The following is a 15,916-nucleotide window of genomic DNA, read 5'->3' as shown; positions in this document are numbered from 1 at the left end:
TGCCCGCCAATCGACTGGAGATGCTCCATGCGCAAGCCCCTTCTGACCGCCCTGTTCGCCGCCGGCCTCGCCGCCTTCAGCCTCTCAGCCTCCGCCGCCGCGAAGAACAGCTTCAACCTCTGCTGGACCATCTACGCCGGCTGGATGCCCTGGGAGTACGCGGCCAGCCACGGCATCGTCGACAAGTGGGCGAAGAAGTACGGCATCGAGATCAAGGTCACCCAGCTCAACGACTACATCGAGTCGATCAACCAGTACACCGCGGGCCAGTTCGACGGCTGCACCATGACCAACATGGACGCCCTGACCATCCCCGCCGCCGGCGGCGTCGACTCCACCGCGCTGATCGTCAGCGACTTTTCCAACGGCAACGACGGCATCGTCATCAAGGGTGAAGGCAAGACCCTGGCCGACCTCAAGGGCATGAACGTCAACCTGGTGGAGCTGTCCGTCTCCCACTACCTGCTCGCCCGCGCCCTGGAGAACGCCCGCCTCAGCGAGAAGGACGTGAAGACGGTGAACACCTCCGACGCCGACATCGCCGCCGCCTTCAACACCGACGACGTGCAGGCCGTGACCACCTGGAACCCGATGCTCGCCGAGGCCCGCGCCAAGCCGGGCACCACCGAGGTGTTCAACTCCAGCCAGGTCCCCGGCGAGATCATGGACATGATGGTGGTCAACAGCACGGTCCTGAAGGACAACCCCGCCCTGGGCAAGGCCCTGACCGGCGCCTGGTTCGAAACCGTGGCGCTGATGCAGGGCGAAAGCGCCGAGACCCGCGCCGCGCTGGAGCACATGGCCAAGGCCTCGGGCACCGACCTCGCCGGTTACCAGAGCCAGCTCGCTACTACCAAATTGTTTGCCACTGCGCAGGAAGCACTGGCCTTCGCCACCAGCCCGAAACTGCCGGCGACCATGGACAAGGTCGCGGCCTTCTCCTTCGCCCACGGCCTGCTCGGCGAGGGCGCGAAAAGCGCCGAAGCGGTCGGCATGAGCTTCGCCGGCGGCCTCACCACCGGCGACGCGCAGAACCTCAAGCTGCGCTTCGACCCGACCTACGTGCAGATGGCGGCCGACGGCAAGCTCTGACCAACCCACCGCGTCCCTCGTAGGGCGAATAACCGTTTGCGGTTATCCGCCGTCCCGACGCCACGGCGGATAACGCGCTCCGCGTTATCCGCCCTACGAATCGACAGGTACGAAACATGCGCCTGATCAACCGAACCCCCGACCGCAGCGGCCGCCTGTTCCTCGTGCTGCTGCCCTTCGCCCTGCTGCTGTTCGCCTACTTCGCAGGCTCCACCTCGCGGTTGGCAGAGAACCCCAATGACAAGCTGCTGCCCAGCGCCGCGCAGATGGCCGACGCGGTGAACCGCCTGGCCTTCAGCGAAGACAAGCGCACCGGCGAAGTGCTGTTCTGGAAGGACACCGGCGCCAGTCTGCAACGCCTTGGGATGGGCCTGTCCATCGCCGCCCTGCTCGGCCTGGTGCTGGGCATCGCCGCTGGCAGCGTGCCGCTGTTCGGCGCGCCGCTCTCGCCCTTGCTCACCGTGCTGTCGATGATCCCGCCGCTGGCGATCCTGCCGGTGCTGTTCATCGTCTTCGGCCTTGGCGAACTGTCCAAGGTGGTACTGATCGTCATCGGCGTCGCCCCCTGCATCGCCCGCGACATCGAACAACGCGCCCGGGAAATCCCCCGCGAACTGCTGATCAAGGCACAGACCCTGGGCGCCAGCACCTGGACGCTGATCCTGCGCGTGGTACTGCCGCAACTGCTGCCACGCCTGCTGATCTCCCTGCGCCTGATGCTCGGCTCGGCCTGGCTGTTCCTCATCGCCGCCGAGGCCATCGCCTCCACCGACGGCCTGGGCTACCGCATCTTCCTGGTGCGCCGCTACCTGGCCATGGACGTGATCCTGCCCTACGTGGTGTGGATCACCGCACTGGCCTGGCTGATGGACTGGGCACTGCGCGCGCTCACCCGGCGCGCCTTCCCCTGGTATGAAGGAGCCAAGGCATGAGCTTCATCCAGGTGAAGAACGTCTGGCAGGAATACGCCGGCAACGTGGTGCTCGAACGCCTGAATCTCGAGGTGCAGGAAGGCGAGTTCTGCACCCTGGTCGGCGCCTCCGGCTGCGGCAAGTCCACCTTCCTGCGCCTGCTGCTCGGCCAGGAGCGCCCCAGCCGCGGCGAGCTGCTGCTCGGAGGCCAGCCGCTGGCCGCAGAACCCGATCCGAGCCGTGGCGTGGTGTTCCAGCGCTACTCGGTGTTCCCGCATCTGTCCGTGCTCGACAACGTCGCCCTCGGCCTGGAACTGCCGCGCTCGCCGCTGCTCGGCCGGCTGTTCGGCAGCGCCAAGCGCGAGGCTCGCGAACAGGCCGCCGAATTGCTCAAGCGCGTCGGCCTTGGCCATGCGTTGCAGCAGTACCCGAGCGCCCTCTCCGGCGGCATGCAGCAACGCCTGGCCATCGCCCAGGCGCTGGTGATGAAGCCGCGCGTGCTGCTGCTCGACGAACCCTTCGGCGCGCTGGACCCGGGCATCCGCAAGGACATGCACGCCCTGCTGCTGGAGCTGTGGCAGGAAACCCGGCTCACCGTGTTCATGGTCACCCACGACCTCGCCGAGGGCTTCAGCCTGGGCACCCGCCTGCTGGTCTTCGACAAGGTCCGCCACGACCCGCAGGCGCCCAACGCCTACGGCGCCCGCATCACTTACGACATCCCGCTCAACGCCGACCGCCGGGCCGCCCGCGCCGCCCTGCCAGCCACGCTCGCCGCGCGCCTGCAACCGGCCGCCGAGCCCGCGATCACACCGGCCTACCAAGGAGCCCGCCATGAACGAACTGCGCACCACCCTCTTTGAGGAAACCGTCCCCGGTGGCGGCCACACCTCCTTCATCCTCAAGCGCGGCCAGCTGCTGCGCCTGACCGACCTGGAAGGCAGTGGCAACGCCAGCGTGCTGCTGTTCAACGCCGCCGAGAAAAGCGAGCGGCTGAACCTGCCCGACAGCCTCAAGTGCCAGCACACCGCGCGCCTCACCGCCGGCCACTGCCTGTACTCGGACATGGGCCGCGTGCTGGCCGCCATCACCGCCGACAGCTGCGGCTGGCACGACAGCTTCGGCGGCGTGCTGAACGCCGCCGAGGTGCAGGAGAAGTACGGCGCGGGCCGCTACCAGGAACTGCGTAACGGCTTCCACCGCAACGGCGTGGACAACCTGTTGGTGGAAATGGGCAAGTGGGACATGCGCCTGCAGGACCTGCTGATGTGCCTGAACCTGTTCAGCCGCGTGGACGTCGACGCCGATGGCTGCTTCCGCTTCGCCCAGGGCAACTCGAAAGCCGGCGACTACGTCGAGCTTTACGCGCCGATGGACACCCTCGTCGTGCTCACCGCCCTGCAACACCCGCTGGACCCTAACCCGCAGTACGCGCCCAAGCCCATCGGCCTGACCTGGCAGCAGGTCGCGTCCGACGGCATCAGCGTGCTCTGCCGCACTTCCCGCGCGGAGAACGGCCGCGGCTTCCACAACACCGAACGCCAGTACCTGTAAGGAGCGCGAGCATGCCCATCGTCCCCAGCGACAAACACCCCGAAGCCTGCGTCTCGCGCACCCTGATCCCGGCCGGCGAACCCAGCCTCACCGAACTCAAGGCCGGGCAGACCCTGCGCATCCTCGACCTGGAAGGCAACCAGGCGGTGGACACGCTGTTCTTCAGCGCCGCCAACCCGCGCGAGCGCTACGACGTGCAGCGCACCCTGCGCAAACAGGGGCAGGTCTACCTCAGCGCCGGCAGCGTGCTCTGGTCCAACCTCGGCAACCCGATGCTGACCATCAGCGCCGACACCTGCGGTCGCCACGACACCCTCGGCGGCGCCTGCGCCCAGGAGAGCAACACCGTGCGCTACGCCCTGGACAAGCGCTACATGCACAGCTGCCGCGACAACTTCCTGCGCGCCAGCCTGCAGGACGGCCGCCTGACCAAGGCCGACATCAGCCACAACATCAACTTCTTCATGAACGTGCCGGTCACCGCCGAGGGCGGCCTGACCTTCGAGGACGGCATCTCCGGCGCCGGCAAGTACGTCGAGCTGTTCGCCCACATGGACGTGATCGTCCTGATCTCCAACTGCCCGCAGCTCAACAACCCCTGCAACGGCTGGAACCCGACCCCGGCGGAGCTGCTGGTATGGGACTGAAGCGGCTGCACACGGCAGGCGATGGGCTGCACGTGCTGCGGCGCTGGCTGTACATCCTCAGCCAGAGCCGGAGTGCCCAATGCAGCCCGGCGCTGCGGACTGCCAGAACCTGCATCGAACGGACTTCGCCCGAGCCCCGGAGCTGACCGAGTAGGACGCATAACGCGCCAGCGTTATCCGCCAAACAGATCGCGCGTAGCCGGACAGCGGATGGATAGAGCACATCCGCCCTACGGCAGCATGAACCTGCCCCGGACGACCGGGATAGGCACCGAATGACGGCGGGACGGCCCGCCACCCCATGGGGACGCCCTCATGTTCGACAAGCTCCTGATCGCCAACCGCGGCGCCATCGCCTGCCGCATCCTGCGCACCCTTCGTGAGCTGCAAGTAGAGGGCGTGGCCGTCTACTCCGAAGCCGACGCCGCCAGCCTGCACATCCAGCAGGCCGACCAGGCCATCAGCCTCGGCGAAGGCCCCGCGTCGAGCACCTACCTGGTGGTCGAGAAGATTCTCCAGGCTGCCCGCGACAGCGGCGCGAAAGCGATCCACCCCGGCTACGGCTTCCTCTCCGAGAACGCCGCCTTCGCCGAAGCCTGCGAGGCCGCCGACATCGCCTTCGTCGGCCCGACGCCGGAACAGCTGCGCCTGTTCGGCCTCAAGCACACCGCCCGTGCGCTGGCCCGAGAACAGGGCGTGCCGATGCTCGAAGGCACCGACCTGCTGGAAGACCTCGACGCCGCCCTGCGCGCCGGCGAGCAAGTCGGCTACCCGGTGATGCTCAAGAGCACCGCCGGTGGCGGCGGCATCGGCATGCGCGTGTGCCGCTCGGCGGACGAGCTGCGCGACGCCTTCGACGCAGTAAAGCGCCTGGGTCAGAACAACTTCAGCGACTCGGGCGTGTTCATCGAGAAGTACATCCAGCGCGCCCGCCACCTGGAAGTGCAGGTGTTCGGCGATGGCCAGGGCGAGGTCATCGCCCTGGGCGTGCGCGACTGCTCGGTGCAGCGGCGCAACCAGAAGGTGCTGGAGGAAACCCCCGCGCCCAACCTGCCCGCCGGCATGGCCGAAGCCCTCTGCGCAGCGGCGATCCAGCTGGCAAAAGCGGTCAGCTACCGCAGCGCCGGCACCGTGGAATTCGTCTACGACAGCGAGGCGCAGGACTTCTACTTCCTCGAAGTGAACACCCGCCTGCAGGTGGAGCACGGCGTCACCGAACAGGTCTGGGGCGTCGACCTGGTGCGCTGGATGATCGAACTGGCCGCGAGCGACCTACCGCCCCTGGCCGAGCTCGCGGCCACGCTGAAGCCCAGCGGCCACGCCATCCAGGCGCGCCTCTACGCCGAAGACCCCGGCCGCGACTTCCAGCCCTGCCCCGGCCTGCTCACCGCCGTGCAATTCCCGCCGGCCGACGGCAAGGCGCTGCGCATCGACACCTGGGTCGAAGCCGGCTGCGAGATTCCGCCCTACTTCGACCCGATGATCGCCAAGCTCATCGCCTGGGCGCCGACCCGCGAACAGGCCGGCGCCGGCCTCGACCGCGCCCTCGGCGAAAGCCAGCTCTACGGCGTGGAATGCAACCGCGACTACCTGCGGCAGATTCTCGCGGACGCTCCCTTCGCCAGCGGCTCGCCCTGGACCCGTTGCCTGGAAGGCCTGCGCTACCGCGCGCAGACCTTCGAAGTGCTCAGCGCCGGCACCCAGACCAGCGTGCAGGACTACCCCGGCCGCCTAGGCTACTGGGCCGTGGGCGTGCCACCGTCCGGTCCGATGGACGACCGCGCGCTGCGCCTGGGCAACGCCCTGCTGGGCAACCCCGAAGGCGCCGCCGCGCTGGAAATCACCATGAGCGGCCCGACCCTGCGCTTCAACACCGACGCAGTGCTCGCCATCACCGGCGCAGCGCTGCCGATCAGCCTCGATGGCGTCGAGCAGCCGATGAACACTTCGCTGTTCATCGCCGCCGGCTCCACCCTCAGCCTCGGCACCGTTGGCGGCGCCGGCGCACGCAGCTACCTGTGCCTGCGCGGCGGCCTGCAGGTGCCGGACTACCTGGGCAGCAAGAGCACCTTCACCCTCGGCCAGTTCGGCGGCCATGGCGGCCGCGCGCTGCGCGCCGGCGATGTGCTGCACCTGGCCGAACTGGCAGACGACAGCCATGGCGCCAGCCTGCCTGCCGCACTGCGCACCGAGCTGCCGGCCGTAAGGCAAATCCGCGTGATCTACGGCCCCCACGGCGCACCGGAATATTTCACCGCGCCCTACATCGACACCTTCTTTGCCACCGACTGGGAAGTGCACTTCAACTCCAGCCGCACCGGCGTGCGCCTGATCGGCCCGAAGCCGGAATGGGTGCGCGAGAGCGGCGGCGAGGCGGGCCTGCACCCGTCGAACATCCATGACAACCCCTACGCCATCGGTGCGGTGGACTTCACCGGCGACATGCCGGTGATCCTCGGCCCGGACGGCCCCAGCCTGGGCGGCTTCGTCTGCCCGGTGACGGTGATCGAGGCCGACCTATGGCAACTCGGCCAGCTCAAGGCCGGGGACAAGGTGCGATTCCTGCCGGTGGATATTTCCACCGCCCGCGCGCTTGCGGCTTTTCGCAGGACCGAGGGGAGCGCCTCGGCCCTTGCTCGCGAACCTCATGTCACCGGCGCTCCAGACGGAACTCCGTTCGCGAGCAAGCTCGCTACAGGTCAGGCGAACCACGGCGCCACCGGTTTCCCCTCACCCCAGCCCTCTCCCGGAGGGAGAGGGAGCAGTCCGGCGTTGTCGGCGGGCGCAGTGTTTCCCGGTGGCACGGACAGCCCCCTCTCCCGCTTGCGGGAGAGGGCGGGGGGTGAGGGCAGCCCTAGTACCGGACTCACCTCCCCCATCGTCCTCGACCTCGGCCAGGACGACACCCGCCTGGTCGCCCGCCTCTCCGGCGACACCCACCTGCTGCTGGAAATCGGCCAGCCCGAGCTGGACCTGGTCCTGCGCTTCCGCGCCCACGCGCTGATGCAGGCGCTGGAAGCCAAGGCACTGGCCGGCGTGATCGACCTCACCCCCGGCATCCGCTCGCTGCAGGTGCACTACCAGCCGGAAACGCTGCCGCTGCAAAGCCTGCTGGAAACCGTCGCCGGCCTGTGGGACGCCGTCTGCGCCGCCCAGGACCTCAAGGTGCCGTCGCGCATCGTGCACCTGCCGCTGTCCTGGGACGACCCGGCCTGCCAGCTGGCCATCGAGAAGTACATGACCACCGTGCGCAAGGACGCGCCCTGGTGCCCGAGCAACCTGGAGTTCATCCGCCGCATCAACGAGCTGCCGGACCTGGAGGCGGTGTACCGCACGGTGTTCGAGGCCAGCTACCTGGTGATGGGCCTGGGCGACGTCTACCTCGGCGCGCCGGTGGCCACGCCGCTGGACCCGCGCCACCGCCTGGTGACCACCAAGTACAACCCGGCACGCACCTGGACTGCGGAAAACTCCGTGGGCATCGGCGGCGCGTACATGTGCGTCTACGGCATGGAGGGCCCCGGCGGCTACCAGTTCGTTGGCCGCACCCTGCAGATGTGGAACCGCTACCGCGCAGTCGCGGCGTTCGACGGCAAGCCCTGGCTGCTGCGCTTCTTCGACCAGGTACGGTTCTACCCGGTGTCCGCCGAGGAGCTGCTGCGCATCCGCCGTGACTTCCCGCTGGGCCGCTACCCGCTGCGCATCGAGCACAGCGAACTGCGCCTGGCCGACTACCAGCAGTTCCTTGCCGAGGAAGCGCAGAGCATCGCCGCCTTCCGCAGCCACCAGCGCGCCGCCTTCGACGCCGAGCGTGAGCGCTGGATCGCCTCCGGCCAGGCCCACTTCGAGAGCGAGGAGGCCGCCGCCGATACCGGCGAGGAGGCCCCGCTCGGCGCCGGCCAGCACGCCGTCGAGAGCCACATCGCCGGCAATCTCTGGCAGGTGCAGGTGGAAGCCGGCGCCAGCGTGAAGGCCGGCGACATCCTGGTGATCCTCGAATCCATGAAGATGGAAATTCCCCTCACTGCCCCGCGCGACGGCGTAGTCCGCGAGGTCCGCGTGCAGCCCGGCTCACCGGTGCGCGCAGGGCAGCGGGTGGTGGTGATGGAGGAGGCTTGAGCTGGCACCGCAGAAATTGCGAGAGCCCCTCTCCCCAGCACAGGAACCCGAAACCACGACACACCGACTGGTGGGTCGTGCTTGGAAACAGACACCGCACCGGACTGCTCTTCCCCCTCTCCCTCCGGGAGAGGGCCGGGGTGAGGGGCAATCCGAGTGAAGAACTGACAGGCCCAATGGAATCCTGACCATGCCCAAAACCTTCGACCTCCGCCTTGCCACTCTGCGCGCCGCCTACCGCGAAGGCCGCGCCACGCCGCGCCAGCTGATCGCCGGGCTGCGCGACAAGGCCGCCGCGCTGAACCCCGACTACCGCCTGTTCATCCACCTGCTGAGCCTGGAAGAACTGGAACCCTACTTCGCCGCACTGGATGAACAGTCCCCCGAAGCGCTGCCGCTGTACGGCATCCCCTTCGCCATCAAGGACAACATCGACCTCGCCGGCATCCCCACCACCGCCGCCTGCCCGGCCTTCGCCTACACGCCGGAGACCTCGGCGACGCTGGTTCAGCAACTGATCGACCTGGGCGCCATCCCGCTGGGCAAGACCAACCTCGACCAGTTCGCCACCGGCCTCAATGGCACCCGCTCGCCCTATGGCGAATGCCGCAACAGCGTGCTGCCGGAGTACCCCTCGGGCGGCTCCAGCGCCGGTTCCTCGCTGGCCGTGGCGCTGGGCGCGGCGAGCTTCGCCCTGGGCACCGACACCGCCGGCTCCGGCCGTGTGCCGGCGGCGCTCAACGGCCTGCTGGGGCTCAAGCCGAGCAAGGGCCTGCTGTCCAATACCGGCCTGGTTCCGGCGTGCCGCACTCTGGACTGCATCACCTACTTCACCGCCAGCGCCGCCGAGGCCAGCGAACTGCTGGGGCTCACCGCCCGACTCGATCCGCTGGACGGCTACAGCCGCGCCAATCCCGCCTGGAACGACACCAGCGCCTTCGGTACGCCGAAACCCTTCCGCTTCGGCGTGCCGCGTGCCGACCAGCTGGAATTCTTCGGCTGCCACGAAGGCCCGGTGCTGTTCACCGACGCCCTCGACCAGCTCAAGGCGCTGGGCGGCGAGGCTCAGGAAATCGACTTCGCGCCCTTCCTCGAAGCCGCGCGCCTGCTCTACGAAGGTCCGTGGGTGGCCGAGCGCTACAGCGTGGCGGGCGAGCTGATCGAGCGCGACCCACAAGCCGTGCTGCCGGTGATCCGCGACGTGCTGGCGAAAGCTCCCGGCGCCACCGCCGTGCAGGCGTTCCGCGCGCAGTACCGGCTGCAGGAACTCAAGGCGCAGTGCGACGTGATCCTCGCCGATCTCGACTGCGTGCTGACGCCCACCATCGGCCGCCCGGTGACCCTGGACGAGCTGCACGCCGAACCGGTGAAGCGCAATTCCGATCTGGGCTACTACACCAACTTCATGAACCTGCTGGACTACGCCGCCGTCGCCGTGCCCAGCGCGATAATGGGCAACGGCCTGCCCTGGGGCGTGACGCTGTTCGGCCGCGTCTTCACCGACCAATACCTGCTCGGCGTGGCAGACGCCCTGCAGCGCCGGCACAACCTGCCGCTCACCGGCGGCAACGCCATCGCACCCTCCTCCTCCGCCAACGCTGCGCGCAACGACCGCGCGCGCCTGGTGGTGTGCGGCGCGCATCTCGATGGCCTGGCGCTGAACTGGCAACTGCGCCAGCGCGGCGCACGCCTGCTGCGTGCTACCCAGAGCGCCCCGGCCTACAAGCTCTATGCCCTGGCCGGAGGCCCGCCGCTGCGCCCCGGCATGCTGCGCGTGGCCGACGGAGGCGTGGCCATCGAAGTGGAAGTCTGGGAACTGCCCAGCGCCGAACTGGGCTCCTTCCTCACCGGCATCCCGGCGCCGCTGGGGCTGGGCAAGGTGCAGCTGGAAGACGGCAGCTGGGAGACCGGCTTCATCTGCGACCCCTGGGGCCTGGAGGGCGCCGAGGACATCAGCCGCTTCGGCGGCTGGCGGGCCTGGCTGCAGAGCCGTAGCTGATCGCGGCGGGATTTCGTAGGGCGGATAACGCGCCAGCGTTATCCGCCGCGCAAGATCGGCGAAAGGCAGGCCGCAGGATGGCGTGGAGCGCAGCGATACCCATCAACCCCGTGCACCGGCAGCATGGGTATCGCTCCGCTCCACCCATCCTACAGTGAGCACGCGCCCATCGGCGGTGGCTGGACACCCCCTTGTAGGAGCGGGCCATGCCCGCGATGGCGTATGACGTCACGCTTCATACGCACTGCGAAGCTGCCCATGGAACCCCGCCCCGCCGACAGCTAGAGTTCAAGCATCTCCCGCCGCAAGGACCGGTCATGCCCGACCTCAGCCACCAGCAGGCGCAGCACCGCGTCGACGATATCCTGGCCTTCGACCGCGAGCTGCGCCGTCTGCACGACGAAGGCGCCCTCGTCCTCGACACCACCCAGCGCGACCGCCTGCACGACCACCAGCAACGCCTGCTCGCCGACTACCGCACACGCTTCGACATCGACCGCGACAGCCAGGACCATCGCCTCTCCCTGGGCATGCGCATCGCCTCCTTCCTCGGCGCGCTGGCCCTGGCCGCCAGCCTGTTCTTCCTGTTCTACCAGTTCTGGGGCCTGTTCGCGGAAACCGCCCAGGTGCTCACCCTCATCGCCGCATCGCTGATCAGCCTGCTGCTGACCCTGTTCCTGCAACGCCGCGACGCCTCCGGCTACTTCGCCAAGCTCGGCGCCATGCTGGCCTTCGCCTGCCTGGTGCTGAACGTCGTAATGGTCGGGCAGATCTTCAACATCACGCCCTCGGACAAGGCCCTGTTGCCCTGGGCCGCCTACGCCCTGCTGCTCGCCTACACCTGCAACACCCGCCTGCTGCTGGCCGCCGCGCTGATCTGCGTGATGGGCTACGTCGCCGCGCGGGTCGGCACCTGGAGCGGCGTCTACTGGCTGGATGTGGGCGAGCGCCCGGAGAACTTCTTCCCCGCCGCACTGCTGATCTTCCTCGTCCCCTCGTTCATCGCGCAGAACCGCTTCGACGGCTTCGCCGCGATCTACCGCGTATTCGGCCTGCTCGGTCTGTTCCTGCCGATGCTGGTGCTGGCCAACTGGGGCGGCGGCAGCTACCTGCCACTGGGCTTCGCCGCGGTGGAGAACCTCTACCAGGTGCTCGGTTTCATTGCCTCGGCGCTGGTCATCTGGCAGGGCGCACGCCGCGAATGGCCGGAAGTGGTGAACACCGGGCTGACCTTCTTCGTGATCTTCCTCTACACCAAGTTCTTCGACTGGTGGTGGGAGGTGATGCCCAAGTACCTGTTCTTCCTCGTGCTGGGCCTGTGCGCCGTGCTGATCCTGCTGGTGCTGCGACGCCTGCGCCGTGCCCATGGCCTGCTGGGAGGGACTTCGTCATGAACTGGACGCGCACCCATGCCCTGGTCGGCGGCGCCGGCCTGATCCTGCTGGTCAACGCCGTGGCCCTGGGCGGCGTCGCCTGGAACCGTTCGGCCGAGCCCGAGAGCAGACTGCCCCTCAGCCAGCGCGAGCTGATCCGCAACACCACCTGGCACAACGAGAACAGCGGCCTGAGCCTGCGGCTGCGCTGGCGGACTCCCACGCGCGATGAGGGCTCGCGGCACAATCGTGGCTGGCTGCCGGCCATCGACGCGCAGAAGATGGCGAAGCTGGGCTTCAACATGCCCGCGCAAGTGGATGACGACAGTGCCCAGCACTTCGGCCGCCAGCAATCGCGCGACGCCCTGCTGGTGCTGGAGCTGGCCGGCCCGCTGTACGAGCGCGAAGTACAGCTGACGCGCAAGCGCCTCGACGAGGCTCGCCAGGCCGCCGACGCCGCGCCGCAGAATGCGCGGCTGGCGGACGAGCGCGACTTCATCCGCCGCGAACTGGACAGCGAAGAGAAAACCGACACGCGCCTGCTGCTCAAGGACGTCGGCCTGGATCTCCAGGCCCTGCGCACCCAATACCCCGACCGCCAGCGCTACCTGATCATCCATGGCCGCGTGCGCCCCATTTCCAACTACTACCAGCACATCTGGACACTGGGCGGCACCGCCAATGGCATCGGCTCCGACAGCATCAACGTGCCCTACCAGTGGCGCGGGCGCCTGGACGAGATCACGGCGCAGCCCCACCGGACGTCGGACGGCCTGCCCCAGCCCTTCGTCGCCGAAGTCGCCTTCGGCCGGCGCCTGGAGCCCTGGATCGAACGTATCGAAATCCCCTGACCGGCACCCGCCGCGCCGATCCGAATCCGCTTGCGCGATGCGGGTCGGCGCTGCACCCTGTGCGCCCGCCTCACCACCAGCCTCCGCCCTGACCGGCCATGAACGACGCCACTCCCGATCCCAGCCGCTGCCCGCTCTGCGGCCAGTCCAACCGCTGCACCCAGGCCGATCTGGCGCTGCAGGGCCAGGACTGCTGGTGCTTCAGCACGCCCATCGACCGTGCGGCGCTGGAGCGTATTCCGCCGGAGCTGGTCGACCGCGCCTGCCTGTGCCCGCGCTGCGCCGCCGGGCTGAAGGATGCCGGGAACGCCTGATGCGTCTGGACCGTTTCATTGCCAACCTGCCTCACCTGAACCGCCAGCAGGCCCGTCAGCTGCTTGCCGAGGGCCGCCTGCGCGTGGATGGTCAGGTGGTGCGCGATGCTCGCCACGAGGTGCGCGAGTTTTCCCGCGTGGAGCTGGACGACGACGTGCTGCAGGTCGGCAAGCCGGCACGCTACTTCATGCTGCACAAGCCCGCCGGCTGCGTCAGCGCCACCCGCGACGCCGAGCACCGCACCGTGCTCGACCTGCTGGACGAGCCGGACAAGCACGAGCTGCACATCGGCGGGCGCCTGGACTACAACACCACCGGCCTGCTGCTGATCACCAACGACGGGCAATGGTCGCGACGCATGACGCTGCCGGGGCGCAAGCTGCCCAAGGTCTACTACGTCGAGACCGAGGACCCGATCGAGGAGCGCTACATCGCGACCTTCGAGCAGGGCCTGTACTTCGCCTTCGAAGACCTCACCACCCTGCCCGCCCAGCTGCAGATCCTCGACGCCCATGCCGCGCGCCTGACCCTGCACGAAGGCCGCTACCACCAGGTCAAGCGCATGTTCGGCCACTTCCAGAACAAGGTGACCCGCCTGCACCGCGAAAGCATGGGCAGCCTGCAGCTCGACCCGGCCCTGCAACCGGGCGAGTACCGCACGCTGACGGCGCAGGAAATCGCCGAGCTGGGCTGAGCCATTCCTCCGGGCATCGCGATCCAGGTCACGTCCTGAAACACCCTGCGCAGACCGTTCGGCCCAGCGGTTTGCAGCCCGCCTCGCCGCTTGGCTAATCTCCCAGCCATGCCCGCGATCCAAGGAAAGGTAATGAAGAAACTGTCGGTTGCCCTGCTGATCGCCCTGAGCGCCAGCGTCGCCTTTGCCAATCCGGGCAAGCCCTCGCCGCTCTCGGACCTGCAGGCCGCACTGAAGACGCTCAAGCCCGGCCAGTTCCTCTGGTACCCGGAAATCTCCCCGGCGGGCCCGGTCACCCTGGTGGTCAGCCTCACCGAGCAGCGCGCCTACGTGTACCGCAACGGCATCGCCATCGGCGTGGCCACGGTGAGCACCGGCAAGAAAGGCAAGGAAACCCCCACCGGCGTGTTCTCCATCCTGCAAAAGAAGGTCGAGTACCACTCCGACCTCTACAACAGCGCGCCCATGCCCTACATGCAGCGCCTGACCTGGGACGGCATCGCCCTGCACGCCGGCAACCTGCCCGGCTACCCCGCCTCCCACGGCTGCATCCGCCTGCCCATGGCCTTTGCCAAGAAGCTCTACGAAGTCACCGGCTTCACCTCCACAACTGTGATCATCTCCGATGCCAAGAGCTCGCCGGTGGAGGTCTACCACCCCGGCCTGCTCGCACCCATCGTCAGTGATGGCCGCGCCGCCGGCCCGCATGATGACAGCGGCATGGTGGTGCCCTTCTGGAGCGACCCGGGGGCGGAAAAGGGCCCGGTCTCCGTGCTGGTCAGCCGCGCCGACCGCCGCCTCTACGTCTACCGCGGCGGCCTGCAGATCGGCACCGCGCCGGTGGCCTTCGAACACCCGGAGGAAAAGACCGGCGTCGCCGCCTTCTCCCTCATGGAAAAACCCTCCCAGACCGAGATCGACAGCGAAAACCCGAACCTGCGCTGGACCAGCGTGCAGGTCAGCGACCCGCAACGCGGCCTTTCACCCGCCGAGCAACTGGGCAAGTTCAGCCTCGACCGCGAGTTCCTGCGCAACCTGCTGACCAGCATGGACGTGGGCAGCACCCTGGTGATCACCGACCTGCCGTCCACCCGCGACATGCGCAGCAACCCGGACTTCACGGTCATCACCACCAACGACCGCAAGGCCGAGCAGAAGCCGGTCAAGAACCAGAGCGTGCAGTAACGCGGTGGGCCGGAGCGACACCAGCGCGCTCCGGATTTCCCCTACAGCGTCTTCATCATTCCACTGCATAGCCCCTCGCCCGCCTCCTGCAAACTGCCGGCACTCACCGACGGACAGACGGCCTAAAGCCAGCCGTGCAAGCAGCCGAAGAATCTCGAAACACAAGGAGTCAAGGCGCCTGTCCGGGGGTGAGCTCCCTTGCTCCTCGCGCAAGGAAACTCGCCGTCTCACGCGCTCAATCGCGCTGGAAAGTTCGTAATTACCGACGGGCGGAACCATACTTGATTAAAAAACAACCACAACACTGGTCAAAAATCGCGCACAATGCGGCGTTTCCCAGAAAAAACCATATCGATTCAACGGGAATGTTGTATTCATGCTGACTTTTTTGAAGTTACGGGGGTTCTTCCGGATTTCGCTCGCCAGTACCGCGCTTTTCGCGATCGGTAGCTGGCAGACTGCGTCCGCTGCCGCCCTGCCCACCGCCGAGGAACTGCACCGCCTCGCGCCGGCGACCAACACCGAAACCCTGCGCCTGGCGCTCAGCGCGCTGCAATGCGCCAGCACCCAGCTCGGCGGCCAGAACCGCCTGCTGACGGTGATCGACTATTCCAAGCCGTCCCGCGACAAGCGCCTCTGGGTCTTCGACCTGAAGCAGCGCAAACTCCTCTTCGAGGAGTGGGTTGCCCACGGCAAGAAGAGTGGCGACGACATGGCCACCTCCTTCTCCAACCGCCCGGAGAGCAACCAGTCCTCCATTGGCCTCTACCAGACCGGCCAGACCTACAGCGGCAAGCACGGCCGCTCCCTGCGCCTGCTGGGCCTGGAGCCGGGCTTCAACGACAACAGCGAAGAACGCGCCATCGTCATGCATGCCGCCGCCTACGCCGATCCCAAGGTCGTCTCCGGTCTCGGTCGCCTCGGCCGCAGCCTGGGCTGTCCCGCCGTGCGCCCACAGGTGGCGCAGAAGCTGATCGACACGGTGAAGAACGGCAGCTACGTGTTCGCCTACTACCCGCAGCAGCAGTACCTGAAGACCTCGCAGTTCCTCGCCGGGCAAAGCTGCACCGTGGCGAAGAACCCGCAGATCAACCGCTACGCCACCAACCTCGCCAAGCGCTGATCTCATCGCTGAAATGCAAACCGCCGGCTGATGCCGGCGGTTTGCGTTTCAGG

General features: G+C 67.9%; 13 protein-coding genes. All 13 read left to right on the top strand.

Annotation, left to right across the window (positions count from 1 at the left end; translation table 11 throughout):
* Positions 1-27 precede the first annotated feature (27 nt).
* The 13 genes from IB255_RS07695 to IB255_RS07635 all read left to right on the top strand — a co-directional run bounded on the left by IB255_RS07695 (position 28) and on the right by IB255_RS07635 (position 15,863).
* Entirely contained in the window at positions 28-1,092 is a 1,065-nt protein-coding gene (locus tag IB255_RS07695) for a putative urea ABC transporter substrate-binding protein (protein ID WP_151189607.1), read from the top strand.
* A gap of 116 nt (positions 1,093-1,208) precedes the next feature.
* Complete coding sequence (locus IB255_RS07690) at positions 1,209-2,024, top strand: ABC transporter permease (RefSeq protein ID WP_192210015.1); 816 nt, start codon at positions 1,209-1,211, stop codon at positions 2,022-2,024.
* Positions 2,021-2,866: an ABC transporter ATP-binding protein gene (locus IB255_RS07685; RefSeq protein WP_192210014.1), complete on the top strand. Its 846-nt coding sequence runs from the start codon at positions 2,021-2,023 to the stop codon at positions 2,864-2,866. The genes IB255_RS07690 and IB255_RS07685 overlap by 4 nt, the downstream gene beginning before the upstream one ends.
* Positions 2,838-3,557 (top strand): urea amidolyase associated protein UAAP1, encoded by a 720-nt coding sequence (locus IB255_RS07680; RefSeq protein ID WP_192210013.1) that lies wholly within the window; start codon positions 2,838-2,840, stop codon positions 3,555-3,557. Before IB255_RS07685 ends, IB255_RS07680 begins: the two co-directional genes overlap by 29 nt.
* A gap of 11 nt (positions 3,558-3,568) precedes the next feature.
* A complete protein-coding gene (locus IB255_RS07675) occupies positions 3,569-4,204 on the top strand; it encodes an urea amidolyase associated protein UAAP2 (protein WP_192210012.1) in 636 nt (211 codons plus the stop codon).
* Positions 4,205-4,519: 315 nt separating this feature from the next.
* Entirely contained in the window at positions 4,520-8,323 is a 3,804-nt protein-coding gene (locus IB255_RS07670; protein ID WP_192210011.1) for a 5-oxoprolinase/urea amidolyase family protein, read from the top strand.
* A 190-nt stretch (positions 8,324-8,513) separates the two neighbouring features.
* On the top strand, positions 8,514-10,322 hold the full coding sequence (gene atzF, locus IB255_RS07665) for an allophanate hydrolase (protein ID WP_192210010.1): 1,809 nt from the start codon (positions 8,514-8,516) through the stop codon (positions 10,320-10,322).
* A gap of 317 nt (positions 10,323-10,639) precedes the next feature.
* Positions 10,640-11,716: a DUF2157 domain-containing protein gene (locus IB255_RS07660; protein ID WP_192210009.1), complete on the top strand. Its 1,077-nt coding sequence runs from the start codon at positions 10,640-10,642 to the stop codon at positions 11,714-11,716.
* Positions 11,713-12,546 (top strand): DUF4824 family protein, encoded by an 834-nt coding sequence (locus tag IB255_RS07655; RefSeq protein ID WP_081517594.1) that lies wholly within the window; start codon positions 11,713-11,715, stop codon positions 12,544-12,546. Before IB255_RS07660 ends, IB255_RS07655 begins: the two co-directional genes overlap by 4 nt.
* A 98-nt stretch (positions 12,547-12,644) precedes the next feature.
* Complete coding sequence (locus IB255_RS07650) at positions 12,645-12,860, top strand: cysteine-rich CWC family protein (protein WP_192210008.1); 216 nt, start codon at positions 12,645-12,647, stop codon at positions 12,858-12,860.
* Positions 12,860-13,555, top strand: a complete 696-nt coding sequence (locus IB255_RS07645) for a pseudouridine synthase (RefSeq protein ID WP_192210007.1) — start codon at positions 12,860-12,862, stop codon at positions 13,553-13,555. Before IB255_RS07650 ends, IB255_RS07645 begins: the two co-directional genes overlap by 1 nt.
* 132 nt (positions 13,556-13,687) lie before the next feature.
* Complete coding sequence (locus IB255_RS07640; protein WP_081517591.1) at positions 13,688-14,740, top strand: L,D-transpeptidase; 1,053 nt, start codon at positions 13,688-13,690, stop codon at positions 14,738-14,740.
* Positions 14,741-15,116: 376 nt separating this feature from the next.
* Positions 15,117-15,863, top strand: coding sequence for a murein L,D-transpeptidase catalytic domain family protein (locus IB255_RS07635; protein WP_081517590.1), 747 nt, complete (start codon positions 15,117-15,119; stop codon positions 15,861-15,863).
* Positions 15,864-15,916: the final 53 nt, after the last annotated feature.

The organism is Pseudomonas sp. PDM22 (assembly GCF_014851965.1).
Classification (GTDB): Bacteria; Pseudomonadota; Gammaproteobacteria; order Pseudomonadales; family Pseudomonadaceae; genus Pseudomonas.
Note: the sequence above shows the minus strand (reverse complement) of the source record. Positions and strands in the feature narration are given on the sequence as shown.

Bases quoted from the DNA above. Each gene is read 5' to 3' on its own strand.
- IB255_RS07695 (WP_151189607.1), top strand. From the start codon at position 28: ATGCGCAAGCCCCTTCTGACCGCCCTGTTCGCCGCCGGCCTCGCCGCC.
- IB255_RS07690 (WP_192210015.1), top strand. From the start codon at position 1,209: ATGCGCCTGATCAACCGAACCCCCGACCGCAGCGGCCGCCTGTTCCTC.
- IB255_RS07685 (WP_192210014.1), top strand. From the start codon at position 2,021: ATGAGCTTCATCCAGGTGAAGAACGTCTGGCAGGAATACGCCGGCAAC.
- IB255_RS07680 (WP_192210013.1), top strand. From the start codon at position 2,838: ATGAACGAACTGCGCACCACCCTCTTTGAGGAAACCGTCCCCGGTGGC.
- IB255_RS07675 (WP_192210012.1), top strand. From the start codon at position 3,569: ATGCCCATCGTCCCCAGCGACAAACACCCCGAAGCCTGCGTCTCGCGC.
- IB255_RS07670 (WP_192210011.1), top strand. From the start codon at position 4,520: ATGTTCGACAAGCTCCTGATCGCCAACCGCGGCGCCATCGCCTGCCGC.
- atzF (WP_192210010.1), top strand. From the start codon at position 8,514: ATGCCCAAAACCTTCGACCTCCGCCTTGCCACTCTGCGCGCCGCCTAC.
- IB255_RS07660 (WP_192210009.1), top strand. From the start codon at position 10,640: ATGCCCGACCTCAGCCACCAGCAGGCGCAGCACCGCGTCGACGATATC.
- IB255_RS07655 (WP_081517594.1), top strand. From the start codon at position 11,713: ATGAACTGGACGCGCACCCATGCCCTGGTCGGCGGCGCCGGCCTGATC.
- IB255_RS07650 (WP_192210008.1), top strand. From the start codon at position 12,645: ATGAACGACGCCACTCCCGATCCCAGCCGCTGCCCGCTCTGCGGCCAG.
- IB255_RS07645 (WP_192210007.1), top strand. From the start codon at position 12,860: ATGCGTCTGGACCGTTTCATTGCCAACCTGCCTCACCTGAACCGCCAG.
- IB255_RS07640 (WP_081517591.1), top strand. From the start codon at position 13,688: ATGAAGAAACTGTCGGTTGCCCTGCTGATCGCCCTGAGCGCCAGCGTC.
- IB255_RS07635 (WP_081517590.1), top strand. From the start codon at position 15,117: ATGCTGACTTTTTTGAAGTTACGGGGGTTCTTCCGGATTTCGCTCGCC.